Annotated in this window: 18 protein-coding genes; 15 read left to right on the top strand and 3 right to left on the bottom strand. The window is 71.1% G+C overall.

Features of this window, described 5'->3' with window-relative positions:
* Position 1: 1 nt before the first annotated feature.
* Positions 2 to 688, bottom strand: a complete 687-nt coding sequence (locus Adu01nite_RS44150) for a GntR family transcriptional regulator (RefSeq protein WP_203735375.1) — start codon at positions 686 to 688, stop codon at positions 2 to 4.
* 162 nt (positions 689 to 850) lie between these two features.
* On the opposite strand from Adu01nite_RS44150, the gene Adu01nite_RS44145 reads away from it, so the two are divergent.
* The 13 genes from Adu01nite_RS44145 to Adu01nite_RS44085 all read left to right on the top strand — a co-directional run bounded on the left by Adu01nite_RS44145 (position 851) and on the right by Adu01nite_RS44085 (position 14,023).
* Positions 851 to 2,734 carry a primary-amine oxidase gene (locus Adu01nite_RS44145; protein ID WP_203735374.1) on the top strand — a complete coding sequence of 628 codons (1,884 nt, stop codon included), beginning with the start codon at positions 851 to 853 and terminating at the stop codon, positions 2,732 to 2,734.
* Between the two features lie 128 nt (positions 2,735 to 2,862).
* Complete coding sequence (locus Adu01nite_RS44140) at positions 2,863 to 4,494, top strand: ABC transporter substrate-binding protein (protein ID WP_203735373.1); 1,632 nt, start codon at positions 2,863 to 2,865, stop codon at positions 4,492 to 4,494.
* Positions 4,487 to 5,350: an ABC transporter permease gene (locus Adu01nite_RS44135; RefSeq protein ID WP_203735372.1), complete on the top strand. Its 864-nt coding sequence runs from the start codon at positions 4,487 to 4,489 to the stop codon at positions 5,348 to 5,350. Before Adu01nite_RS44140 ends, Adu01nite_RS44135 begins: the two co-directional genes overlap by 8 nt.
* A complete protein-coding gene (locus Adu01nite_RS44130; RefSeq protein ID WP_203735371.1) occupies positions 5,347 to 6,372 on the top strand; it encodes an ABC transporter permease in 1,026 nt (341 codons plus the stop codon). The genes Adu01nite_RS44135 and Adu01nite_RS44130 overlap by 4 nt, the downstream gene beginning before the upstream one ends.
* A gap of 1 nt (position 6,373) precedes the next feature.
* Positions 6,374 to 7,045 carry an alpha/beta fold hydrolase gene (locus tag Adu01nite_RS44125; RefSeq protein WP_203735370.1) on the top strand — a complete coding sequence of 224 codons (672 nt, stop codon included), beginning with the start codon at positions 6,374 to 6,376 and terminating at the stop codon, positions 7,043 to 7,045.
* Entirely contained in the window at positions 7,042 to 8,046 is a 1,005-nt protein-coding gene (locus Adu01nite_RS44120; RefSeq protein WP_203735369.1) for an ABC transporter ATP-binding protein, read from the top strand. Before Adu01nite_RS44125 ends, Adu01nite_RS44120 begins: the two co-directional genes overlap by 4 nt.
* The gene (locus Adu01nite_RS44115; RefSeq protein WP_239133177.1) at positions 8,043 to 9,017 is read left to right on the top strand and encodes an ABC transporter ATP-binding protein; all 975 of its coding nucleotides are present in this window, start codon (positions 8,043 to 8,045) and stop codon (positions 9,015 to 9,017) included. The genes Adu01nite_RS44120 and Adu01nite_RS44115 overlap by 4 nt, the downstream gene beginning before the upstream one ends.
* Positions 9,014 to 9,778 (top strand): amidohydrolase family protein, encoded by a 765-nt coding sequence (locus tag Adu01nite_RS44110; protein ID WP_203735368.1) that lies wholly within the window; start codon positions 9,014 to 9,016, stop codon positions 9,776 to 9,778. Before Adu01nite_RS44115 ends, Adu01nite_RS44110 begins: the two co-directional genes overlap by 4 nt.
* Positions 9,775 to 10,218 (top strand): cytidine/deoxycytidylate deaminase family protein, encoded by a 444-nt coding sequence (locus Adu01nite_RS44105; protein ID WP_203735367.1) that lies wholly within the window; start codon positions 9,775 to 9,777, stop codon positions 10,216 to 10,218. Before Adu01nite_RS44110 ends, Adu01nite_RS44105 begins: the two co-directional genes overlap by 4 nt.
* 20 nt (positions 10,219 to 10,238) lie before the next feature.
* Entirely contained in the window at positions 10,239 to 11,012 is a 774-nt protein-coding gene (locus tag Adu01nite_RS44100; protein ID WP_203735366.1) for a creatininase family protein, read from the top strand.
* Between the two features lie 11 nt (positions 11,013 to 11,023).
* Positions 11,024 to 11,659 (top strand): cyclase family protein, encoded by a 636-nt coding sequence (locus Adu01nite_RS44095; protein WP_203735365.1) that lies wholly within the window; start codon positions 11,024 to 11,026, stop codon positions 11,657 to 11,659.
* Positions 11,659 to 13,185, top strand: coding sequence for a gamma-glutamyltransferase (locus tag Adu01nite_RS44090; RefSeq protein ID WP_203735364.1), 1,527 nt, complete (start codon positions 11,659 to 11,661; stop codon positions 13,183 to 13,185). The genes Adu01nite_RS44095 and Adu01nite_RS44090 overlap by 1 nt, the downstream gene beginning before the upstream one ends.
* A 70-nt stretch (positions 13,186 to 13,255) precedes the next feature.
* Entirely contained in the window at positions 13,256 to 14,023 is a 768-nt protein-coding gene (locus Adu01nite_RS44085; RefSeq protein WP_203735363.1) for a sulfite exporter TauE/SafE family protein, read from the top strand.
* Between the two features lie 28 nt (positions 14,024 to 14,051).
* On the opposite strand, the gene Adu01nite_RS44080 is transcribed toward Adu01nite_RS44085, so the two are convergent.
* On the bottom strand, positions 14,052 to 14,858 hold the full coding sequence (locus Adu01nite_RS44080) for an N-acyl homoserine lactonase family protein (protein ID WP_203735362.1): 807 nt from the start codon (positions 14,856 to 14,858) through the stop codon (positions 14,052 to 14,054).
* 208 nt (positions 14,859 to 15,066) lie between these two features.
* On the opposite strand from Adu01nite_RS44080, the gene Adu01nite_RS44075 reads away from it, so the two are divergent.
* Complete coding sequence (locus tag Adu01nite_RS44075; RefSeq protein ID WP_203735361.1) at positions 15,067 to 16,251, top strand: macrolide family glycosyltransferase; 1,185 nt, start codon at positions 15,067 to 15,069, stop codon at positions 16,249 to 16,251.
* 319 nt (positions 16,252 to 16,570) lie between these two features.
* A complete protein-coding gene (locus Adu01nite_RS44070; RefSeq protein WP_203735360.1) occupies positions 16,571 to 19,258 on the top strand; it encodes an AAA family ATPase in 2,688 nt (895 codons plus the stop codon).
* Between the two features lie 92 nt (positions 19,259 to 19,350).
* Here Adu01nite_RS44070 and Adu01nite_RS44065 read toward each other — a convergent pair whose 3' ends face one another.
* Positions 19,351 to 25,434 (bottom strand): non-ribosomal peptide synthetase, encoded by a 6,084-nt coding sequence (locus Adu01nite_RS44065; RefSeq protein WP_275414780.1) that lies wholly within the window; start codon positions 25,432 to 25,434, stop codon positions 19,351 to 19,353.
* Positions 25,435 to 25,451 lie beyond the last annotated feature (17 nt).

Here is a 25,451-nt window from a genome sequence, read left to right as displayed (position 1 = left end):
GTCAGCCGCGGAAGACCGTTGCGGAGCGGCGCTCGTACCAGCGGGCCAACTGCTCGCCCGCGCTGATCACGTGCGCCTGCATCTCGCGGCGGGCCAGCTCGGTGTCCTGGGCCTCCAGCGCGGCGAGGATCCGCTCGTGCTCGGCGAAGTTGTCGTCCCGGTGCCGGGGTTGCTCCTGCAGCACCAACGCCGAGACGTTGCGCGGGAACGCCTCGTTGATCTCCTTGATCACCCGGGCCAGGCGGTCGTTCCCGGATATCTCGTGGATCAGCGTGTGGAAACGGTCGTTGGCCGCGTGCGACGCCGCGTTCGGCGGGCCGTCGCCCGGCCGCAGCAGCTCGTTGGTGGCCCGCAACTCCTCGAACCCGTCGCGGGTGATCCGGCGGACCGCCCGCACGCAGGACAGGCCTTCGAGTTCGGCGCGCACCTCGTACGCCTCCCGGACCTCCCACGGCGCCGGCACCCGGACCACCGCGCCGCGGTTGGGCACCACCTCGATCAGGCCGCCGGTCTGCAGCTGGCGCAGCGCCTCGCGGACCGGGGTGCGGCTGACGCCCAGGGTCTTGGCCAGCTCGGCCTGCCGCAGCTGGGCCCCGATCGGGATCTCCCCCGACATGATCCGCGCGCGGATGGCGGCGGCCGTCTCGTCGACGAGTGCGCTGCCCGACCCGGGCCAGGTGATGTCCATAGTGCCCTCGTTCGATCCAGGAGTGGGGATGGGGAGAAACGATAGCAAGCCTTCGGTCACATATGGGAGCCAGACTGATGGAAATTGGATCCACCAGGACTGTGAAGGTATCCCGATTCGCCGTAACATCGTCCCGAGTCCGCTGATGAACAGGAGCCGTCGATGAGCGCGTGCCACACCTCCCCCGCCCCGGCTGCCCGCTCGCATCCACTCGACCCGCCGACCGCCGGTGAGATCACCCTCGCCGTCGCCGCCGCGCGGGCCGACGGCCGGCTCGGCGAGCGCCCCCGCTTCTGGGGCGCCACCCTCGATGAGGCGCACGCCCGGCGAGCCGCGGACGGCGTACGCCTCGGGTTGGTTGCCATGTCCGCCGGTGGCGGCGCCGCCTGGGAGATCGACGTGCTGATCACCGGCGACACGGCCGAGTGCACCGGCTGGCGGCCGGTCGATCCGCGCCGGCCCGGCATCACCTCCGACGAGGCCCGCGCCGCCGCCCAGGCCTGCCGTGACAGCCCACTGTTCCGGGAGGCGCTGGCCCGCCGCGGCATCCACGACGTCTCGCTGGTCATGATCGACGCCGAGTCGATGGGCGGCTTCGAGGAGAAGTACCGCGACCGGCGGGTCACCTGGGGCACCGTCTGGCACCGCACCACCGAGGACGACAACGGATACGCCCGGCCGGTCCAGGGCGTCGTGCCGATCATCGACATGCACACCATGGAGGTGCTCGAGGTCGAGGACCACGGGGTCATTCCGGTCTCCGACGAGGCCGGACCGCTGGCCACCGGTGGTTTCGGGCCGGACCGGGCCGGGCTCAAGCCGCTCGAGGTGGTGCAGCCGGAGGGCCCGAGCTTCACCGTCGACGGCTGGCAGGTCGACTGGCAGGGCTGGACGTTCCGGGTCGGCTTCACCCACCGCGAGGGGCTGGTCCTCTACGACCTGGAGTTCCTCGGCCGCTCCGTGCTCAAGCGCGCGGCCTGCAACGAGATGTACGTGCCGTACCTGGACTCCAACTCCACCCAGTACCGAAAAAACTTCTTCGACTGGGGCGAGTACGGTGCCGGCCCACTGACCAACTCGCTGGCCCTGGGCTGCGACTGCCTCGGCACCATCCACTACTTCGACGGCGTGCACCTGGGCGGCTTCGGCGAGCCGGTCACCATCGGCAACGCGATCTGCATGCACGAGGAGGACGCCAGCATCCTCTGGAAGCACAACGACCTGCGCCGCGGGGTGAGCGAGGTGCGCCGCTCCCGGCGGCTGATCATCTCCAACTTCCAGACCGTGGCGAACTACGACTACGGCTTCTACTGGACGCTCTACCAGGACGGCCGGATCGAGCTGGAGGTGAAGCTGACCGGCATCCTGTCCGCCTCCGGCATCGAGGTGGGGGCGGACGCGCCGTACGGGCGGAAGGTCGCGGAACTCGTCCAGACCCCGATCCACCAGCACTACTTCGGCGTCCGGCTGGACACCGCGATCGACGGCACGCTCAACCGGCTGGTCGAGGAGCACGCCGAGGCGGAGCCCGACCCGGAGCTGAATCCTTACGGCAACGCGGTCCGCTACGTGCGCGAGCCACTCGCCGTGGAGACCGGCATGCGCAACGACCCGAGCATCGCCCGGCACTGGCGGATCGAGAGCGCCGAGCGGACCAACCGGTACGGCGACCCGACCGCGTACCGGCTGGTCATCCCGAACACCACGCGCAGCTTCGGCCGGCCTGAATCGGTGATGTCGCGCCGCGCGCCCTTCATCCACCAGCACGTCTGGGCCACCCCGTACGCCGAGGACGAGCAGTTCATCGGCGGCCAGTACCCGAACCACGCCGACCCGGGCGAGGACGGCGTGCACGTCTGGCAGCGCCAGGAGCGGTCGATCGACGGCGTGCCGCTGGTGGTCTGGCCGGTGCTGGGCGTGCACCACCTGCCCCGGCCGGAACAGTGGCCGGTCATGCCGGTGGAGGCGATCCACCTGGTGCTCGAGCCGGACGGCTTCTTCGACCGCAATCCGGCCCTGGACATCCCCGACCCGGCCCGTTCATAGCCCGCCGAAAACAGCCGTTCACATTCGGGACACGTGCCCGCGACGAACATCCGACAGGATTGGATCCAATCCAAGTCGAATGAAATCCCAAATAGGCAGACTTTAATACACCCCCTGGAGTGCTCCCCATGGACATCGGCAACCAGGCAGTCTCCCGCCGCACACTGCTGCGCGGCGCCTCGATCCTCGGCATGGGAGCCGGCCTCACCGGCCTGCTCGCCGCCTGCGGCGTCGCCGCCGAGAAGGACGACGCCTCCGGCGGAACCACCCGCAGCGGCGGCACCCTGACCCTCGCCATCGACGGCACCAGCGCGATCAACGACCCGGCCTTCTACACCACCCTCGGCGACTGGATGGTCGTCGACTGCATCTGCCGCGGCCTCACCTTCATCTCCTTCGAGACCAACGAGCCCGCCGCCGACCTGGCCGAGAGCTGGACCATCTCCGACGACCAGCTCACCTACACCTTCAAGCTGCGCCAGGGCGTCACCTTCCACGACGGCACCACCTTCACCTCGGCCGACGTGCTGGCCAGCCTCAACCGGCAGTTCGACGCGAACGACAAGACCCTGCCCAAGGGCGCCTCGCAGACGCTGAAGGCGATCGGCGACAACATGACCTCGTTCACCGCGCCGGACGCGAGCACGGTGGTCATGGTGCTCAAGAAGCCGGACCGCACGCTGCTCGGCCGGCTTTCCGACATCGGCGGCCGGATCATCTCCAAGGCCGCGCTGACCAAGTACGGCGCCGACATCGGCAAGAACCTGGTCGGCACCGGCCCGTTCAAGTTCGCCTCGGCCACCTCCGGCCAGAACGTGACCCTGGAGGCGTTCGACGGCTTCTACAAGGGCAAGCCGCCGATCGACCGCCTGGTGCTCCAGCAGGTCACCGACCCGTCGACGATCGTCAGCTCGCTGCTGTCCGGCGACATCTCGGCGACCCAGTTCACCCCGTACTCGTCGCTGGCGCAGCTCAAGGGCGACAAGTCGGTGACCGTCTACGACACCCCGAAGAGCTTCGACGCCTTCCTGATGATGGACGTCCGGCGCATCCCCGAGCTGAACGTCCGCAAGGCGATCAACCTGGCGATCGACCGGCAGGCACTGATCACCCAGGCGTTCTTCGGTGCCGCGGTGCTGCCCGACGGCTACACCATCCCGCCGAACCAGGACGCCTACGACGCCACCCTGGCCGACCTCTCCAAGACCGATATCGCCGAGGCCAAGCGGCTGATCACGGCGGCCGGCGCGACCGGGCGCACGGTCCGGCTGATGGCCGCGAGCGACAGCTGGCACCCGAAGGCCGCGCAGCTCATCGCGCAGAACCTCACCGACATCGGGCTCAAGGTGGAGACCGACTCGGTGGACCCGGCCACCTACTTCAACCGGCTGCTCACCCCGGACGACAAATTCCACGACCTGATGATCTGGGAGCGCAACGGCTACTACCCTGACGCCGACGACATGATCGGCTCCCTGGCCAAACCGTCCGGCGTCTACGGCGACTTCATCTCCGGCTTCACCACCCTGGACGGCTCCGCGGCGTACGCCGACATGCTGTTCGAGGCCAAGAACATCGCCGACGCCACCGCCCGCAAGACCCGGTACAGCGAGATCGCCCGCGACTGGGCCGACAAGTACATGACCCTCTCGATGCTGGTCTGCGCCTCCAACCCGGTGGTCAGCGGCGCGAAGGTGAAGAACATGAACTGGAAGGCCCTGGGCAACCACCGCTGCTTCATGGAAACCGCGAGTGTCTGATTCGACCACCACGTCCGGCCTCCGCACCGCGTTCGCGGCGCGGAGGCTCGGGCGCGGCCCACTCGCCGCCGGCTCGTGGCTGGTCGTCGCGCTCTTCGTGGTCGTCGCGGTCATCGGACCGCTGCTGGTCTCCGCGGATCCGACCCGCAACACCGCCGACGCGCTGCTGCCGTTCGGCGCCGCCGGGCACCTGCTCGGCACCGACGACCTCGGCCGCGACGAGCTGGCCCGGATGGTGCACGGCGCGCGGCCGCTGCTGCTGGTCTCGTTCCTGTCCACCGGGCTCGCCGCGCTGCTCGGGATCGGCATCGGGATGATCGCCGGGTACGCGGGCGGCAAGGTCGAGTGGGTGCTCATGCGCCTGATGGACCTGGCGCTGGCGTTCCCGTCGATGCTCCTGATCATCCTGATCGTCTCGGCCTGGAACCCCGGCGTCGGCAGCCTCGTCGTCGGGATCGGCACTGCCCTCGCGCCCGGCCTCGGCCGGCTCGCCCGCGCGCTGGCCGCCCGCGAGGCCGGCCGCGACTACGTGCTCGCCGCCCGGCTCGGCGGCACCCGCGCGCCCCGCATCCTGGTGCAGGAGGTGCTGCCGAACATGGCCGGGCCGATGCTCGCGCAGGTGGTGATGACGCTGTCGGTCGCCGCCGGGTTCGCCGCCGGGCTCTCCTATCTCGGGCTGGGCATCCAGCCTCCGACCCCGGACTGGGGATACATGGTGCAGGCCGGCCAGGAGTTCCTCTACAGCGCTCCGCGACTGGTGGTGCTGCCCGCGGCGGCCACCCTGATCTTCGTGGTGGCCTGCAACTTCATCGGCGACGACCTGCGCGACGCCCTCGACCCCCGGGGGGACCGATGAGGCTGGTCCTGAAGCGCCTGGCCGCCGTGCCGGTGGTGCTCCTGGTGCTGAGCACCATGGTCTTCGCCGCCATCCGGCTGCTCCCCGGCTCGCCGGCCACCGGTCTGGCCGCCGGCGGCGCCTCCGGGACGGCCACCGCCGCCGACATCACCGCCAACACCGAGAAGATCAACGCCGCCCTCGGCCTGGACAAGTCGCTGCTCTCGCAATATTGGAGCTTCCTGAGCGACATCGTCCACCTCGACCTGGGCAGCTCCTTCTACGGCGGCAACGACATCGCCGGCCTGCTCGGCGACACGCTGCCGGCCACCATCGAGCTGACCGTGGCGGCGATGCTGATCGCGGTGCTGATCGGCATGCTCACCGGCATCCTGGCCGCGCTGCGCCGGGGCACCTGGATCGACACCGCCACCCGCACGATCGGCACGGTCAGCTTCTCGCTGCCGTGGTTCGCGCTCGGCGTACTCGGCATCGTGGTCTTCGGGGTGTGGTTGCGCTGGCTGCCGGTGATCGGGCGGCTGCCGAACGCGCTCGACTATCACCCGCTGACCAACTTCGTGCTGATCGACGCGATCCTGCAGGACCGGCCCGAGCTGATCTGGCCCTGGCTGCAACACCTGATCCTGCCGGCCACCACCCTGGCGCTGTCGATGGCCGGTTTCATCACCCGGATCGTGCGGGCCTCGGTGCTCGAGGTGCTCGGCGACGACTTCGTGCGCACCGCCCGGATGAAGGGCCTGTCCCCCGGCGCGATCCTGCGCCGGCACGTGCTGCGCAACTCGTCGCTGCCCATCGTCACCGTGCTCGGTCTGCAGTTCGGCTCCCTGCTCGGCGGCTCGGTGATCACCGAGACCGTCTTCTCCTATCCCGGGGTCGGCAACCTGCTGGTCAACGGGATCCTGCAGCGCGACTACCCGATCGTGCAGGGCGCCGCGCTCGCCATCGCACTGCTGTTCACCCTGGTCAACGTCGCCGTGGATCTGCTCTACCTGGCGCTCGACCCGCGTTTGAGGAAGGCCTGAGATGCACATCGTCCTCGTCCACGGCGCCGGCGGCACCCCCACCACCTGGTCGGAGCTGGTCCCGCTGCTCGGCGGCCGGGAACACACCCTGATCACCAACCCGATGACCTCGCTGACCGACGACGTGGCACACACCCTCGGCGTGGTCTCGTCCCGGAACGAGCCGGTGCTGCTCGTCGGCCACTCGTACGGCGGCGCGGTGATCACCAACGTGGGCCGGTCCGAGCTGGTCAAGGGGCTGGTCTACGTCGCGGCGTTCGCCCCCGACGAGGGCGAGACGGTCAACGGCATCGTCGAGGCCTACCCGCCGGCCGAGGTGTCCAAGTACATGCGCCGCGGCCCGAACGGCGAATGGGCCTCCGAGCACACCGACGAGTACTGGGCCGAGATCGGCTGGGACGTGCCGGTCGGCCAGCGGGCCATCTGGGACGCCGAGTCCCGGCCGAGCGACAACCGGATCTTCAGCGAGCCGACCGGCGTGCCCGCCTGGCGCACCACACCGTCCTGGTACCTGGTCGCCGCCGAGGACAAGACGCTGCCCACCGTGATCCAGCGGGACATGGCGGCCCGGGCCGGCGCGATCACCAGCGAGGTCCCGGGCAGCCACTTCACCCCACGGGTTCGCCCGGCCGACGTGCTCACCGTGATCGAACAGGCCTTGGCGGCGCTATGAGCAGCGAAGTTCTGCTGGAGATCCGCGGCCTGACCGTCGAGTTCGACGTGCCGGCCGGGCGGCTGCCCGCGGTCGCCGGCGTCGACCTCAGCCTGCGCAGCGGCGAGATCCTGGCCCTGGTCGGCGAGTCCGGGTCCGGCAAGTCCGCGCTGTCGATGAGCCTGGTCGGGCTCAACCGCGGGCCGCGCGCGCACATCGGCGGCGAGGTGGTCTTCGGCGGCCGCGACCTGGTCGCCGCGGACGAGAACGAGCTGCGCTCGGTGCGCGGCAAGGACATCGCGGTGGTCTTCCAGGACGCGCTCGCCGCGCTCAACCCCACCCAGCGGGTCGGCGACCAGGTCGCCGAGATGATCCGTACGCATCGGAAGGTGCCGAAACGGCAGGCCCGGGACCGGGCCGTGGAGCTGCTCGGCGAGGTCGGCATCGCGAACCCGGCGCAGGCCGCGCGGGCCTACCCGCACCAGCTCTCCGGCGGCATGCGGCAGCGCGTGATGATCGCGATCGGGCTGGCCAACGACCCGGCCGTGCTGATCGCCGACGAGCCCACCACCGCGCTCGACGTGACCATCCAGTCGCAGGTACTGCGCCTGCTCAAGCGGTTGCAGGCCGACCACGGGACGGCGATCGTGCTGATCACCCACGATCTGGGCGTGGTCGCCGAGGTAGCGGACCGGGTCGCCGTCATGTACGCCGGCCGGATCGTCGAGAGCGGCACCCGGGACGAGGTGCTGTTCCACCCGCAACACCCGTACACCATGGGTCTGCTCAGCTCGGTCCCCCGGGTCGACGGACCGCCGGTCGCGCGGCTTCCGGCGATTGCCGGCAGCCCGCTCACCGGTGTGGCCCGCCCGCCCGGCTGCGCCTTCGCCCCACGCTGTGCGTTCGCTCACCCCACCTGCGGCGACGCGATCCCCCCACTGACACAACGGTACGGCGGACCCGCGCACCTCGACCGGTGCGTCCTCGACCGCTCGCGGGAAGCGCTGGAGGTGACGCCGTGAAGCCGACCCCGCTGATCGAGCTGGAGAGGTTGCGGGTCGAGTTCGGCGGCTCGGCCGGGCGCCGGGTGCGCGCCGTCCGGGACGTCGACCTGACCATCTACGAGGGCGAGACGCTCGGCCTGGTCGGCGAGTCCGGCTGCGGCAAGTCGACGCTCGGGCGGGCCACCGTCCGGGTCACCGAGCCGACCGGCGGCACCATCCGCTACCGCGGCGCGGACATCACCACCATGCGCGGGACGTTGTTCCGGAGCACCCGGGCCGACCTGCAGATGGTGTTCCAGGACCCGTTCGGCTCGCTCAACCCGCGCCGGAAGATCGCCGACATCGTCGCCGAGCCGCTGCTGCGGGCCCGCGGGTTTTCGGCAGCCGCCGCCCGCGAGGTGGTCGACGAGCTGCTCGACCAGGTCGGGCTCGGCCGGGAGGCCGGCGCCCGCCGTCCGCACGAGTTCTCCGGCGGCCAGCGGCAGCGCATCGGCATCGCCCGCGCGCTCGCCCCGTCGCCCAAGTTCGTGGTCGCCGACGAGCCGGTCTCCGCGCTCGACGTGTCGATCCAGGCCCAGGTGATCAACCTGCTCGCCGACCTGATCCGTGACCGCGGCCTGACCATGCTGTTCATCTCGCACGACCTGGGCGTGGTCCGGCACATCGCGGACCGGATCGCGGTCATGTACCTGGGCCAGATCATCGAGATCGCCTCGCGCGACGACTTCTTCGCCGGCCCGGCCCATCCGTACGGCGAGGCACTGCTCTCCAGCGTGCCGACACTGTCCGCGGCCCCCGCCCGCGAACGGATCGAGCTCACCGGCGAGCTGCCCGACCCGGCCGACCCGCCGGCCGGCTGCACGTTCCACACCCGCTGCCGGTACGCGGTCGAGAGGTGCCACACCGAGGCACCCTCGCTGCGCACCGTGGCCGAGGGCCGGCAGGTCCGATGCCATCTGCCACTGATTCCCCGGGAAGGCCCCGCATGATCATCGACGCGTACAACACCACCCAGGACGTCCGGGGGCGCTCGGACTACCTCACCGGGGCCCGGCCGGGGCAGGCGCCACCGCCGCACACCCCGTTCGACCCGAAGCGGATCCTGGACCGGATGGACGCCGCCGGGGTGGACCTGGCGATGGTCTGCTCGCTCGCCCAGCGCATCGAGAACGACTTCATCGCCGGCCTGGTCCGGGCCCACCCGGACCGGCTGTTCGGCTTCGGCCAGGTGATGCCGCAGGCCGACGACGCCCTCGACGAGATCACCCGGATCCGCGACCTCGGGCTGTCCGGGCTGAAGCTGCACCCTTCGCTGCACGGCTATCACGTCGCCGACCACGGCCTGCTCGACCCGGTCTTCGCCCGGTGCGCCGAGCTCGGCCTGCCGGTGCTGATCAACGCGCTGGACGACGCGTTCTGCGCGCCGCTGGCGATCGAGGAGATCGCCAAGGGCTTCCCCGAGGTGCCGACGATCATCGCGCACATGGGTGCGGTCTGGAACGTGCCCGAGGCGATCATCGTGGCCGAACGCAACCCGCACATCTATCTGGAGACCTCGGCGACGCTGATGAGCGACGTGAAACGGGCGTACGCCCGGCTCGGCCCGTCGCAGATCCTGCTCGGCAGCGAGTGGCCGGGATCCGACTTCGACCTGGAACGTATGAAGATCGCCAAGGCCGTCCCGGACGAGGCCGACCGCGCCCTGGTCGAGGGCGGCAACATGGCCCGGCTCCTGGGCCTGCCGGCATGAGCATCCGGCCGGTGAACACCCCGGCGACGATGCCGGCGGCCGACCTCGAGCTGCTGCGGCGGGCCGAGGAGCTCTTGGCCGAGGTGTGGGTGGCCGGGCGGCACGAGGTGGCCACCGCGCTGCGGGCCGCGGACGGGTCGGTGCACACCGGCGTACACGTCGAAGGTTCCTGCCGCCGCAGCTCGATCTGTGCCGAAGGGGTCGCCCTCGGCGCCGCTCGCGCCGCGGGCGTGCCCCTCAGCGAGGTGACCAGCGTGGTTTCCGTGCAGGTAAAACCGGCCGACCGGTTCCGGATCATCGCGCCCTGCGGGGTGTGCCGGGAGCTGATCAGTGACTACTGCCCGGCCGCGACGGTCTGGCTGACTTCGCCCGACACCGACGAGGTGGTCTTTTCGCCGGCGGCGGAACTGCTGCCGTGGAAATCCCGGCGGGTCTGGTGAGCAAACTCGAGGAGGTTGTGATGGAGGATCTCGGAGGCACCGGCCGGCCGGTGCGCTGGGACGAGCTGACCTGGCCGGAGGCCCGCGACACGGTCGCCGGCGCCGACACCGTGATCATCCCGGTGGGTGCGGTCGAACAGCACGGACCGCACCTGCCGCTCAACGTGGACACGGTGATCTGCCAGGCCGTGGCGGAGGACGTGTCGGCGCTGACCGGCATCCCGGTGATCCCGCCGATCACCTACGGCGTGTCCGGCTCGCACGGCGACTTCGCCGGCACCATCGCGCTGCGCCCGGAAACGCTGATCGCCGTGATGGAGGACGTGATCGACTCGCTGCATGCCTCCGGCGTGCGGCAGTTCGTCCTGCTCAACGGCCACATCTGGAACAACGGAGCGCTGGACGTCTCGGCCGAGAAGCTTCGGGTACGACACCAGGACTCGCGCATCCGGGCGATCGGTTACGTCACCATGTACCCCGGGCCGGAGGTCAACGGGCGCGTGCAGTTCGGCCGCGGCCTGATGCACGCCAACTTCTTCGAGACCTCGGTCATGCTGCACCTGCGCCCCGACCTGGTCCGGATGGACCGGGTCACCTCGCACGTCGACGTCGACTCGTTCTGGGACTACCGGATGGACCAGGTCAGCGAGACCGGTGTGTGGGGCCGCGACGTCGCCGAGGCGAACGCCGAACACGGCAAGTCCGAGTTCGAGCGGTGCGTGCTGACCACCGCCCGGGCCGTCGCCGCCGCCGCCCGCGAGCCCTGGCCCTCGTCCGCGCACCGCCCGCACTGAAAGGACCTCCCGTGGAGATCTTCGACATCACCCTCCCGATCCACCCGGAGATGCTGCACTGGGGCCGCAAGCCGGAGGTCGAGATCGTCGAGTCGCTGGCCAACGGCGACGCCTCCAACGTCACCCGCTGGCGGCTCGGCACACACACCGGCACCCATGTGGACGCACCGGCCCACTTCGTCGACGGCGCCACCCCGGTCGACCAGCTGGACCTGCACTCGCTGGTCGGTCCCGCGCTGGTCGCCGACCTGACCGCGGTGACCGGCGACATCACGGTCGCCGACCTGGAAACGGCCGGGGTGGCCGGGCAACGCCGGGTGCTGCTCAAGACCAGCAACTCGGCCGGCCCGCTGAAGGAGCCGGACCGGGCGCCGTCGTGGGTGGGGCTCTCCCCCGCGGCGGCGCAGTGGCTGATCGCGCAGGGCGTGGAACTGATCGGCATCGATTACCTCACCATCGAGAGCCACACCCGCACCGAGACGTGGGATGCTCACCACGTGCTGCTCGGTGCCGGCCTGATCATCCTGGAGAACGCCGACCTGGACGCGGTGCCGCCCGGTCCCTACGAGTTGGTCTGCCTGCCGGCGAAACTGGTCGATGCGGACGGCGCGTTCACCCGAGCCATCCTGATCAAGAGGGACGCCTGATGGCGGTCGCGGTCGCGGCGCCCCATCCGGTGGCCGTCGAGGCGGCTCGCACGGTCGTAGCGGCCGGCGGCAACGCTTTCGACGCGGCCCTGGCCGCGGCAGCGGCGCTGACCGTCGCCTACCCGCATCAGTGCTCGGTCGGCGGCGACCTGGTCGCCATCGTCCGCCCCGCCCCGGCCCCGCCCTCCGCGGCCGTTGCAGCCCCGGGCAGTTCCGCCGGCGAGGCCGTGGCGGTGCTCTCCATCGGAGCCGCCGCCGCGGACGTCGATGTGGCCGCTCTGCGGGCCGCCGGCCCCCGGATGCCGTTCGCCGGACCGCAGACCGTCACCGTGCCCGGCGTCGTCGCCGGGTGGGCGGCGATCGCGGAGCTGGGCGCATGCCTTCCACTCGCCACCCTGCTCGCTCCCGCTCGCGCGCTGGCCGCCGGCGGCGTGCCGGTCAGTCCCGGCCTGCACCGGGCCATCCTGGGCCGGACCGGTGACATCCGCGCCGACCCGGGCCTGCGCGCGCTGCTGCTGGACGCCGCCGGGCGGCCGCGCGACACGCTGGTGCAGCCACAACTCGCCGCCACCCTCGACGCGATCGCCACCAACTGGCGGTCGTTCTACCGCGGTCACCTCGGCCACCGGCTGGTCGCCGGCCTGAACGCGGTGGGCAGCCCGCTGTCGGTCGCCGACTTCGCCGCGCATCGGGCCGAGGTCAGCACACCGCTGCACACGGCCGTCACCGGCGCTGGACGCACCATGACGTGGCTGGCGGCGCCGCCGCCGGTGCAGGGCGCGACCTTCCTCGGCATCGCCGGTTCCGGTGACCTGCTCACCGACGCCCGGCATGCCCAGCTCGCCCGGGACGCTCTGCTCGGCGATCCGCGCACCGGGCCGGTCGACCTGGACGGGCTCATGTCAGGCACACCCGTCCCGCCCGGCGCCGGCACCGACGGGCCGAAACCAGCCGGGGACACCGTCGCGGTCACCGCCGTCGGCGACGACGGCACCGCGGTCACGCTGATCCAGAGCGTCTTCCAGAGTTTCGGGTCGGGGATCCTCGAGCCGGCGACCGGCATCGTGCTGCACAACCGGGGTTCGTCGTTCAGCCTCGACCCGGACCATCCGGGTCGCCTGGCCGGCGGGGTCCGGCCGCCGCACACGCTCTGCCCGACGCTGGCCCTCGGCGACGACACCGTGCTGGCGCTGGGCTGCCAGGGCGGCCGATCCCAGCCGTGGATCCTCGCCCAGGTCGCGGGGGACGCGCTGGGGGCGGACGATCCGGCCGCCCTGCTGGCCCGGCCTCGCTGGATCATCGGCGCGCGGGAGATCGACCGGGAGGTGCCGACCCTGCTGCTGGAACCGGGGACGCCCGGGGCAGCCGAGTTGGAACAGACCGCGAGAGGACTGGGGCTGGCGGTGGCGTACACCGCGGGGCCGCACGATGACGCGGGACACGTGCAGATGGCCCGGCTCAGCGGCGGGATCCTGGCTGCGGCCAGCGATCCACGGGCCGACGGCCTGGCCGCCATCCTGTCCTGACGCTGGCCGGATCCCCGCCGATCCATCCCCTGCTGTGCGGTGGGATTTTAGTCTCGAGAAGAGGACGGACGTGGACGTTGCCCAGGCGGCGCTGTTGCTGGTGGCGGGCGTAGCCGCCGGAATGGTGAACGCGATCGCCGGAGGCGGATCGTTGATCACCTTCCCGGGGATGCTGGCGATCGGGTTGCCGTCGGTGGTCGCGAACGTGAGCAACGCCCTGTCGGTGGCACCCGGCTACGCCTCCAGCGTGCTCGGCAGCCGGGCCGATCTGGCCGGGCAGGGGCGGCGGATCCGCCGGGTGCTGCCGACCGCGGTGATCGGCGCGCTGTGCGGGTGCGGGCTGTTGCTGCACACGCCGCGGCGGGTGTTCGACCTGGTGGTGCCGTTCCTGGTGATGGGGGCGGCGCTGACGCTGGCGTTCCAGGCCCGGTTGCGCGGGCTCGTCGGCCATCCGCAGGAGGTGTCACCCCGGCGCGCGGCGGTCATGCTGCACGTCGCGGTGTTCCTCTGTGCCCTCTACGGGGGCTATTTCAACGCCGCGCTCGGCGTGCTGCTGGTGGCCGGCCTCGCCCTGGTCCTGGACGAGACCCTGGCCCGGGTCAGCGCCCTGAAGAACCTGCTCTCCGCGGTGATCGGGCTGGTCACCCTGGCGGTGTACGGGATCTTCGGCCCGGTCAACTGGGCGGTCGTCGCAGTCGTCGCCCCCGCTACGGTGGCCGGCGGCTACCTCGGGGCCCGGGTGGCCCGGCGCCTGCCGGCCCGGGCCTTGCGGCTGGTGATCGTGACATTCGGTCTTACCGTCGGCGCTTACCTGCTGGTCCGCGCGCTCCGCACGTGACGATGCCCCCGATATCGCACCGGGCTGGTCACGGGCGGAAGCGGGCGGCCAGTTCGGCGGTCAGGGTGGGCCAGGCGATCGGGTCGTGGCCGGGGATCACCGGGTAGCCGCGGCGGGCGCCGACCTCCTTGAGCCGGCGGATCGGCGGCACGGTCTGCTCCGCGGTCACCCCGATGAAGGCGCCGATCGCCCGCTCGTGGGTGATGTTCTCGGTCAGGTCGGCGGCGTCGCAGGCGAAGACGTAGCCACCGCCGCCGACCGCCGGATCGAGGTCGACCACGAAACTCTGGTGCCCGGGGGTGTGCCCGGCGGTGAGCAGAGCCGTCACGCCGGGGGCGATCTCCACGTCGCCGTCGCCCAGGCGCCAGTCGATGCGCGGGTCGTCGTAGTCGATGCGGGCCATCGAATGGCGCTCCGGCTCCGGATGGTTGCTCAGCCCGTACGCAAGCTCGGTCTTCTGCAGGTGAACCGGCACCCGGCCGGCGAAATGCTTCAGACCGCCGGCGTGGTCGACGTGCAGGTGGCTCAGCGCGACCGCGGTCACGTCGGCGAGGTCGACGCCGACCGCGTCCAGTGCCTCCTCCAGGGGTTCGCCCTGGCCGGGCAGCTCCGGCTGATAGTTGGGGCTCGGGTAGAACCGGCGGCGCAGGGCCGGGTCGCGCAGCAGTGCGGTGTTGAAACCGGTGTCGAGCAGCAGCCAGCCGTCCGCGGTCTCCAGCAGCAGGCCCGGCACGGGTTCCCGGACCCGCTCCGCGCGGGAGGCGCCGTGCACCGACGCCGACTTGGGCAGGTCCTCCCAGCCCAGGGTGAGCGCGATGATCCGCCGAACTCCCATGTCTTCCGCCCTCTCCGAGCTCGTCACCCTACTTCCTATCGCCTGACAGGTATCAAAGCCGCAGCAGGTGACGCCCCATGATCCACCAGATTTCGGCCCGGTTTCGGTGCATGGGTCTACGCTGCCTTCCCAATGCCCTCGAGGCCGAGAGGCGACGGCGGGTGCCGACTTTAGCGAGACGCAAGGTACCGGCTCGACAGTGGACGCCATGTCGCACATCGCCGTCGTCAGCATTCCACTCCACGGTCATGTCAACCCGAGCCTGGAGATCGTCCGGACCCTGGTGCAGCGCGGCCACCGGGTCTCCTACGCCAACGGGGCGGCCTTCGCCGAGGTCATCGAGGGCACCGGCGCGGAGCTGAGACCGTACGATTCGATGCTGCCCAGCGACGGCGGCTCCGGAGACTACGAACCGGTCGAGATGCTCACGTTCTTCCTCGACGACGCGATCGCCATGCTGCCGCAGCTCCGGGCCATCTTCACCGATGATCGCCCGGACCTGTTCCTCTATGACATCGCCGGAAGGCCGGCCCGGTTGCTCGGTGAGCAGTGGGGGATTCCGACGATGCAGTTGTCCTCGACGTTCGTGGCCTGGGACGGCTACCAGGAGGAAATGGCGCCCATGATCGAGGCCATGCGCGCCGACCCCCGGGTCGTCGACTACTACCAGCGGTTCGAAGCCTGGCTCACCGAGGAGGGCTCGTCGGTCACCGATGGCCTGGCCTTTCAGGGACAAGCCGTACGCAGCCTGGTCCTGCTGCCGGAGGCCCTGCAGCCGAACGCCGACCGGGTGAACCGTTCCGCCTATTCCTTCGTCGGCCCGGTGCTCGGCGACCGTGCCCTCCAGGGAACCTGGACCCGTCCGGCCGGCGCCGAGAAGGTGCTGCTGGTATCGCTCGGCTCCGAGTTCACGAAGCAGCCCGAGTTCTACCGCCGGGCCGTCGCCGCCTTCGGGGAGCTGCCCGGCTGGCACACCGTCCTCCAGATCGGCCGTCATGTCGACCCGGCCGACCTCGGCGTGGTTCCGGACAGCGTCGAGGTTCATCAGTGGGTGCCGCAGCTCGCCGTGCTGGAACAGGCGGACGCCTTCGTCACCCACGCCGGCATGGGCGGCAGCAGTGAGGGCCTTTACTGCGGCACCCCGATGATCGCCGTCCCGCAGGCCGCCGACCAGTTCGCCAACGCCACGCAGTTGGCCGCGCTCGGTGTCGCCCGGGTCCTCGATTCGGCGACCGTCACCGCCGCCGAGCTCCGCGAGGCGCTGCTCGCCCTCACCAGTGACCCGGCGGTGCTGGCCCGCAGCGCCGAGCTGAAACACCAGGCCCGCGAGGCCGGCGGCGCCGATCGTGCCGCCGACCTGATCGAGGCCGAGCTGAAGGCCACGACCGCATAGAGCGGCGTGACTCACGCTACCGACCCCGCCTCCGGTGCGGTCCGGCCGGCAATAGCCGTTCGACGGCTGTGTGCCCTGTCACATCGAGTGGCCGGGCACCGTTGCCACCGGCCAAATCCGGACCGCGGCACGGTCGGGGCGGGCCCGTCCGGCGTTGACGAGCACCTCAGGAGGCAACTGAGCACCGTACACTTAGGACTGAAATGCCCATCGATCCGGCGCCGTCAAATCCGCATGTGAGCCGTGCGAATGCCACAGCCCGGGTCCGCACCACAACGCTGTACAGAGACACGCGCTTTCTACGGGGGAAGGCTGTTTCATGGTTCTGGTCGAACGGCAGGAAGCACTCGGTCTCCTTACCACCGCGCTGACCAGCTGCATTGGCGGAGCCGGCCTGGCCATAGCGGTCAACGGTCCGGTCGGCGGTGGCAAGACTGAACTCCTACGCCAGTTCGCCCAGCAGGCGCTCGAATCCGATGCGACCTTCCTCAACGCCACCGCGTCACGCACCGAGAGAGCTTCGCCCCTTGGGGTGACGAGTCAGCTCTTCACCGGCGCGATGTTATCGGTGGAGCAGACCGAGCGTGCCGGCCGGCTCATCGAGGACGGCATGCTGACCGCAGCCGTACTCGATGGCTCGGACAACGCCACGTACGTCTCCGGTTGCCTGAGCGGCGTGTTCAGCGCCCTGACCGAGATACTGCTCGAGTCGGCGCTTGATCGTCCGCTGCTGGTGGCCGTCGATGACGCCCACTTCGCGGACATCGCCTCGCTGCAGTTCCTGCTCTATCTCGTCCGGCGGATCGGCAACGCCCGCATACTCGTGGTGCTTTGCGAGGCGCTGCGCCCGGCGCCGGGTTATGCGGTGTTCCGTGCCGACCTCACCAGCCAGTTCAACTGCCGCCAGGTGGGGCTCAAGCTGCTGTCCGTCCGGGGAGCAGCGGCCGTCCTGAGCCAGCGAATCCCGCGCGGCGAGCGACTGGCGGCGGCTTTTCATCGGGTCAGCGGCGGGAATCCGATGCTCCTCAACGCTCTGATCCTCGATCACCAGCAGCTGGCCGCCGGCTCCGACCCTAACGGGGAGGCGGCCGCCCCGCTCGCCGGTGAGGCGTTCGGCCAGGCGGTGCTCAGCTGCCTGTACCGCAGCACAGGCCACCTGCTGCGATTGGTTCAGGTGATCGCGGTGCTCGACACCCCCGCGCCGGTGGCCCTGATCAGCGAGTTGCTGGGGTTCGACGCCGATTCGACCGTCCGGGCGATCTCCGCCGCAATCGAGATCGGCCTGCTGCGCGATCATCAGCAGCTGCGCCACGCGCGTGCGCGAGCGGCGGTGCTCGACGCCATGACCGTTGCCGAGCGAGCCGCACTGCACGAACGAGCGGCGTCGGTGCTGCGTGCCACCGGCGCCTCCCCGGCAGTCGTGGCACGCCACGTGATCGCGGCGAACGTGGCGGACCCCACGCGGTTCGTGCCGACCCTGATGGCGGCGGCCGTGAACGCATTGGAGTCCGATGATGCCGCGCTGGCGTTGGCCTGCTGTCGCATGGCCGAGGGCGCCCAGGGCGGAACGCAGAGCCGGTTGCACGTGCGGGCGCTACGGGTGCAGGTCCAGTGGCGCGTCGACCCGACCAGTGCGTGCCACACGATAGGTGAGCTCTCGAAGGCGGCCCGGGCGGGTCAGCTGACCGCCCAGGACGCGTTGCCGCTCATCGGCTATCTGCTGTGGTGCGGGCAACCGAGTGAGGCGATGGAGCTACTGGAGCGACTCGACGCCGCGGCGGCCGATGCCGGCGACGAGGACACGGCAGCGGGCCTGTATTTTTTCCGGCTGCAGGCCCGCCATCTGCACCCGAGCCTGGTCGCCCGGCTGGGGCCACAGCGGTCCAGGCCGCGCGTCGATGCCGTGCCGCCCCGGCGCAGCCTGCAGCTCCAGGTGGCCATGGTCATCGAGGCGCTGCTCGCCGGCAGTCCGACCGCCGATGTCCGCGCCGAGGCACAGCACATCCTCCAGACCAATCGGCTCGACGAGACCACGGCGACGTTGAGCCTGGTCTATCTGGAAAGCCTGATCATCGGGGAGCACCTGAAAACGGCCGCCACCTGGTGCGACATGCTGCTGGAGCAGGCGGAGCGCCGGCGGGTGCTGCGCTGGCAGGCGATGTACGGCGCGATCCGCGCCCTCATCCAGTTGCGGCAGGGTGATCTGACCGCGGCCGGCGAGTCCGCCCGCTCCGCGCTGGAACTGGTCCCCGCCCGCGGCTGGGGAGTGCTGCTGGGACTTCCCCTGTCGGTGTCGCTGCACACCGCGGACCGGTCCGCCGACGCCGCAACCGTGCCGGAGTCCAGCCTGCAGATGCCGAAGCCGCTGCTGGAGACTCGATACGGTTTGTACTATCTGCGCGCCCGCGGTCGTTTCAACCTCGAGCGTGGCAACACCCGCGCGGCCATGAAGGACTTCGACACCTGCCGCGAAATCGCGGCCGAGTGGAGCCTGGACCTGCCGGAACTGGCACCGTGGCGGGTGGACATGGCCGAGGCCATGCTGCATCTCGGGCAATCGGCTCGTGCTCGTGAGCTGGTCGACGAGCACCTGGTTCGGCTACGGCCGGCCGTCGAGACATCGCCGGCCGGATCGCACCCGTCGGCGACGCCCGCAGCCGGTGGCGCCGCGAGGGAACTCAACCGGGTGCTGAACAAGCTGGAGCTGATCGCCGGCTCTCGCAACGGCCAGGAGCAGCGGCTGCCGGCATCCGGCGCCGAGCCGGCCGTCCCCGCGGGGCAGCAGGCCGGTTCGGCCATCAACTCACCCGTCGCCCACCTCAGCGAAGCCGAGCGGCGGGTGGCGACGCTCGCCGCCCAGGGACACACCAACCGGCAGATCGCCGCGCTGCTTTTCGTCACGGTGAGTACGGTCGAACAGCACCTCACCAACGTCTACCGGAAGTTGAGGGGCCGGCGCCGCACTGACCTGCCCGCGGTGATGGGGCAGACACAGAATTCGCTGTGACGGCGCCAGACCCGGTCCACACCGAGCGGTAGCGCCGGAGGCGGATTGATCCGCTTCCGGCGCCCGCATCAAACCGTGGCGACGGCCCGGCATCACGCCACGTCGGGAGAGGGCCCGCTGCCGGTGCCGTCCAGACGGGCGAGACGATCGGCCAGGACACGGCCCACCCGCCCCATCCATTCCGGCCGGCCGATGAACTGGTGCTCGCAGTCCAGCTCGACCACCTCGACGCGCCCCCGCACGTAGGGCTCCCAGTGCTCCGCGCCGAGGGTCTCCCGGTCGTCCAAGGTCGCGGCGAAGAGCAGCATGTCGCCGTCGAAGGTTTCGGGCTGATACCCGAGCAGCACGGAGGTGTTGTTGGCCAGCACGGCGGCAAGCCGTCCGAAGGTCTTGCTGTCCAGGTTCGCGAAGGCGCTGCCCTCGTCCCGCAACGCGAGCACCACCTGCTCGAAGCTGATCATCCCGGTGTGGTCGGCGTGCACTTCCCGGCCGTAGATCGCCAGCAACGCCCGGAACACGTCCTGCTCGTCGGGCAGGCCTACGACACCGTCGGCGCCGGGATCCGGGTGCGCATCGAGCACCGCGAGAAGTTCCACCGATTCGCCCTGCCGGCGCAGCTCCACAGCCATGGCGTGCGCCACGTTGCCGCCGAACGACCAGCCCAGCAGGCGGTACGGGCCATGCGGTTGAACCTCGCGGACGCGTCGCAGGTAATCGACGACCATCTGCCGCAGGTCTTGCGCCGGCACTCCGCCGTCGGCGAGCCCGCTCGCCTGCAGAGCGTAGACCGGCTGCGCGGCGTCGAGATGTGCCAGCAGGCCCGCGTAGAACCACCCGAGACCGCCGGCCGAGTGCACACAGAACAGCGGCGACCGGCCGTCGACGGCCCGCATCGGCAGCAGTTCCGCGAGCGCGTCACCGGGCTCGTCGATGCCGAGACGCCCGGCGAGCCCGGCCACCGTGGGCGCGGCGAACAGGGTCGGCACGTCGACGTCGAATCCGAGGGTCGCCTTGATCCGGCTGATCAGCCGGACCGCGAGCAATGAGGAGCCGCCCAGATGGAAGAAGGTTTCGTCGACACCGACCGACGGCACGTCCAGAACCTCGGCGAAGAGCCGGCAGAGCACCTCTTCGTGCACGGTCCGCGGGGCGCGCCGACCGGCCCGCCCGGCCCGGGCGCGGGCCGACAACGCTCGCAGGTCGACCAGGCCGGCCGGGGTGAGCGGCAGATCGTCCACCACGAAGATCTCCGGGATCAGCGCCTCGGCCAGTTCCTCGTCCAGCAGCGCTCGGGCCTCGTCCTCCTCGATACCGGCGGCGGTAGCGGGCACCAGGTAGGCGACCGGCACCGGACCGGCGACGACGGCGGCACGCGCCACCGCGGGGTGGGCGGCGAGCAGATCCTCGACGTAGGCCGCGTCGAACCTCTCGCCGTCGATGCGGATCTGGCGGTCGGCACGGCCGAGCAGCGTCACGGTACCGTCCGGGGCGGTCCGGGCCGCCCAGCCGGTCGCCACCATCCGCTCACCGGACGCCGCGTACGGGCAGGGGACGAACGACGTAGCGGTGAGCGCAGGTGACCGGTGGTATCCGTCCGGAAGGTCGGATCCGCCGACCCAGAGCAGGCCGACCACCCCGGGTACGACCAGGTTGAGCCCTTCGTCGAGCACGAGCAGGCGCCGGTTCGCGGCGGGCCGTCCGACGGGGACCTCGTCGCGTATCTCCGTCGTCAGGTGCGCGGCGGCCAGGCCGCCCGACTCCGGCTGGCACAGGATGTGCCGCACCATCGTCCCCGGACTGGCGGCCAGCACCGCCCGTACCGCACCGGGCCGCGGCGGTGCGCCGCCGGTCCACACCTCGGCCGCGGTCGCCACCGCCTCCGGCGTACTCGCCGCCAGCCGGTCGAAGACACCGGCCGGGAGGTACACCGCGTCGGCGCCGGTGAGCAGGCCGGGAAGCGCGGCCACGAGACCGCCGGCGGTGAGGTCCCCCGGCGCGGCGCAGATGCGTCCGCCATGGCGAACGGCGCCCCACAATTGGTACACCAGCACGCTGGTCCCGGTCAGACCGTGCACCACCAGGCGAGCCGGCCAGTCCCCGGACGTTGCGGCCAGCACGCCACGGTGGCTCACTGCCACCGGGTCCGCGACCCCCAGCAGGTAGGCCACCTCGTCGGCAGGACGGGTCACCGGCGCCGACAACGGCGCGTGCTCGGCGCTGACCGGCACGATCCGGCAGCCGACCTGGTCGGCGGCGATCTCGTAGTCGGTCACCAGCGCGGTGGCCCCGGTCGCGGCGGCGAACGCCGCAACGGTCTCCACCCCAGCGCCGGCCTCCACGGGCGCGCAGACGGCGCCGGCCGCCAACACGGCGAGATGGGCGATGACGGCGTCGGCGGGCCGCCGGACCCAGACCACCACCGGCTCACCGGCCGTGAACGCACCGGCCAACCGCAGCACGGCCGCGTAGAGCTCCCGATAGGTCCATTCGACGCGTTCCGACACCAGCGCCACGGCATCCGGCGTGGCGATCACCTGAGCGGTGAACAGCTCGGGCAGGCACACCCCGGGTGTCGGGGCGTCGGTGTCATTGGTGTCCCGCAGCGCACGCCATTCGTCGGCGGACAGCAGATCGACCTCACTGATACGCCGCCCGGGGGCCACGACCATCGCCTCGACGATCCGATGCCAGCGCTGTATCACGGCACGCACGGTCGCCGGGTCGAACAGGTCAGATGCGTACTCCACCACACCGGCCAGCCCGGCCGGTTCCCCGGCGACGTCGTACCGCTCGACGACACTGACCATCAGGTCGAAACGGGACACGCTGGTCGGCGCGCCGAGCTGCCGCACCGTCAGGTCCGCGCCGACGCTGAATCGCTCCGTCGGCGCGTTCTGCACCGCGAGGCAGACCTGGAACAGCGGATGCCGGTTAGGGGTACGCACCGGGTTGAGCGCTTCCACCAGGTGCTCGAAGGGCACGTCCTGATGGGCGTACGCATCCAGATCCCACTCTCGAACCCGCCGGATGAGCTCGCTGAACGTCGGATCGCCGGCGGTGTCGGTGCGCAGCACCAGGGTGTTGACGAAGAAGCCGATCAAGTCGTCCAGCGCGCTGTCGGTCCGCCCGGCGATGGGCGAACCGAGCGGGATGTCGGTGCCGGCGCCGAGCCTGGTGAACAGCGCCGCCAGCCCGGCCTGCAACACCATGAACAGCGTCGCGCCACTGCTCGCCGCCATCGCCAGCACGCCCCGGTGCAGGTCGGCTGACCACTCGATCGGCTCGGTGCCACCGCGGAAGGACGACACCGGAGGGCGCCGCCGGTCAGCCGGCAGCGCCAGCAGGTCGGGCAGGCCCGCCAGGCTCGCCCGCCAGTACGCGAGCTGCCGGCTCAGTCGGCTGCCCGGCTCGTCGGACTCACCCAGCACCTCCCGTTGCCACAGCGTGTAGTCCGCATACTGGACCGGCAGCGGCAACCAGTCCGGTGCACCCCCGGCGGCCCGGGCGGTGTACGCCTCGCTGACGCCACGGGCCAGCGGTCCCATCGACCAGCCGTCCCCGGCGATGTGGTGGATCAGCAGCAGCAGAATGTGCTCGTCGGGGCCGACGACGAGCAGCTCCGCACGGATCGGCAATGCGGTGGCGAGATCGAAGCTGTGGCGCAGCGAGCGCTCGATGAATGCGGGCACGGCCTGCTCGGTGACCTCGCTGACGATCAGCGGCACACCGTCGTCGCCGAGATCGACGACCTGCTGATACGGCACTCCGTCGATGTCCGGGAAGACCGTACGCAGGGTCTCGTGCCGCTCGGCGACGTCGCTGACCGCGGCACGCAGCGCGGCGCGGTCGACGGGTCCGGACAACCGCAGCACCAGCGGCATGTTGTAGGTCGGGCTCGCGCCCTCCAACCGGTACAGGAACCACAGGCGGCGCTGAGCGAAGGACAACGGCACCCGCTCCGGCCGGGGCATCCGCCGGACCGGAGGCCGGGCCGTGTCACTGCCGTGCAGCCGGGCCGCGAGGGCGGCCGGGGAGGGCGCGTCGAAGACCTCCCGGACGGCGACCTCGACGCCCAGCACCGCGCCGATCCGGCTCACCAACCGGGTGGCCAGCAGAGAATGACCTCCGGCGTCGAAGAAGCTGGTGTCCGCACCGACCTCGGAAATGCCGAGTACCTCGGCGAAGAGTCCGCACAGGATCTCCTCCTGCGGCGTGCGCGGCGCCACGCCGGGCTGCGCCGCCGCGACGACCGGGGCAGGCAACGCGGACCGGTCCACCTTGCCGTTCGGCAGCAGCGGCAGCGCGGGCAGCACCGTCAGCGCCGACGGCAGCATGTACTCGGGCAGCCGGCCGGCCAGCTCGGTCCGCACCTCGCGAACGAGCTCCGTACTGTCCGTCGAGGCTTCGGCGGCCACCAGGTAACCGACCAGACGCTGGTCGCCAGGGGTGTCCTCGCGGACCATGACGGCTGCGCCGCCGACCCCGCGGCAGGTGGCCGCGACGGCCTCGATCTCGCCGAGCTCGATCCGGAAGCCACGAACCTTCACCTGGTCGTCGGCTCGGCCGGCGAACTCGAGCTGGCCGTCGGCACGCCACCTGGCAAGGTCACCGGTCAGATACATCCGCTCGCCGGCCGAGCCGAGGGGACAGGCGACGAACCGCTCGGCCGTACCGGCCGGCCGGCCGAGGTAACCGCGAGCCAGACCGGCCCCGGAGAGGTAGAGCTCGCCGACGGTTCCGGGCGGTACCGGGCGCAGCGCGGCGTCGAGCACCCAGGCGCCGGTGCTGGCGATGGGCCGGCCGATAGGCGCGGTCGGGCTGCCCTGGAGCGGATCGCTACAGGTGGCGATGAACGTCGCCTCGGTCGGGCCGTATCCGTTGACCATCAGGCGGCCGGCGGACCATTCCGCGCGTAGCGCCGGCGGACAGGCCTCGCCACCGGTGCCGAGACCCCGCAACTGGGGCAGAGATTCCGCAGGCAGCCCCGCGAGCATGGCGGGCGCCATGATCGCGTGGGTGACCGACCTCCTGGCGAGCAGGCCGGCCAGCTCGGAACCGCCGATCCGACCGGCCGGCACGACGACGATGGCGGCGCCGACGACGAAGGCGCCCCACATCTCACCGGCCGAGGGGTCGAAGCTCGGCGAGGTCAGATGCGCGACGCGGTCACCTGCGCCGATGCCGAGCCGCTCCGCGACGGCGACGGCCATCGGGGGCACGGCGCTGTGGCACACCACGACACCTTTGGGTACGCCGGTGGAGCCGGAGGTGTAGATGACGTAGGCGGGGTGGTCGGGGCGCAGCGGCCGGACCCGGTCGTCGTCGGAGAGCGCGCCGGCCGGGTACGTGGCGAGTTCGGCAACCACCTCCGAGCTGGTCAGGGTGAGGCGGGGCACCTCGACGTCGGGGAGCACGGCGGCGTCGGCGGTCACCAGGAACACGGGCCGGGCGTCGGCGAGCATGAAGGCCAGCCGGGCGGGCGGGTAGTCCAGATCGAGCGGAAGGTAGGCGGCGCCCGCCGCGAGCACGGCGAGGATCGCGGTCACCATCTCGGCCGAACGGGGCATCGCCAGCGCGACCACGTCCTCCGGGCCGATGCCGCGGCTGACGAACAACCGCGCCAGCCGGTTGGCAGCGGCGGCAAGCTCGCCGTACGACTGCTCCCCGTGCTCCGACACCAGCGCCACCGCATCGTGGGCGGCGGCGGCTCGCGCGTTGAACAACTCCGGCAGGGTGGTCGCCGGAACCGGCGGCCGGGTGTCGACGGCGGCCAGCGGCATGCGGCGTTCCGCTTCGGTCAGCACCTCGATCTGGCCGATGAGACGGTCCGGGCTGCTCGTCATCGCGTCCAGCATGCGCTGCCAGCGGTCGACAAGCGCACGCACGGTAGGCGGGTCGAACAAATCGGTGGAGTATTCGACGATGCCATCGAGGCCGCCCGGCCGGCCGCTCTCGGTGCGCCGTTCGGAGAGGCTCACCATCAGATCGATGCGGGACACGCCGACACTCCGGCCGGCCCCGGTGACCGTCAGGCCGGGCAACTGGAGCGCCTGCCCCTCCTGATTCTGCAGGACGAGCCCGACCTGGTAGAGCGGATGATAAGCGGTGCTGCGTTGCGGGTTGAGCGCCTCGACCAACTGCTCGAAAGCCAAATCCTGGTGGGTGTAGGCACCCAATGCGGCAGTCCGCGTCC

It is taken from the genome of Paractinoplanes durhamensis, assembly GCF_016862175.1.
GTDB classification, from domain to species: Bacteria; Actinomycetota; Actinomycetes; order Mycobacteriales; family Micromonosporaceae; genus Actinoplanes; species Actinoplanes durhamensis.
This window is presented reverse-complemented; position numbering and strand designations above follow the sequence as displayed.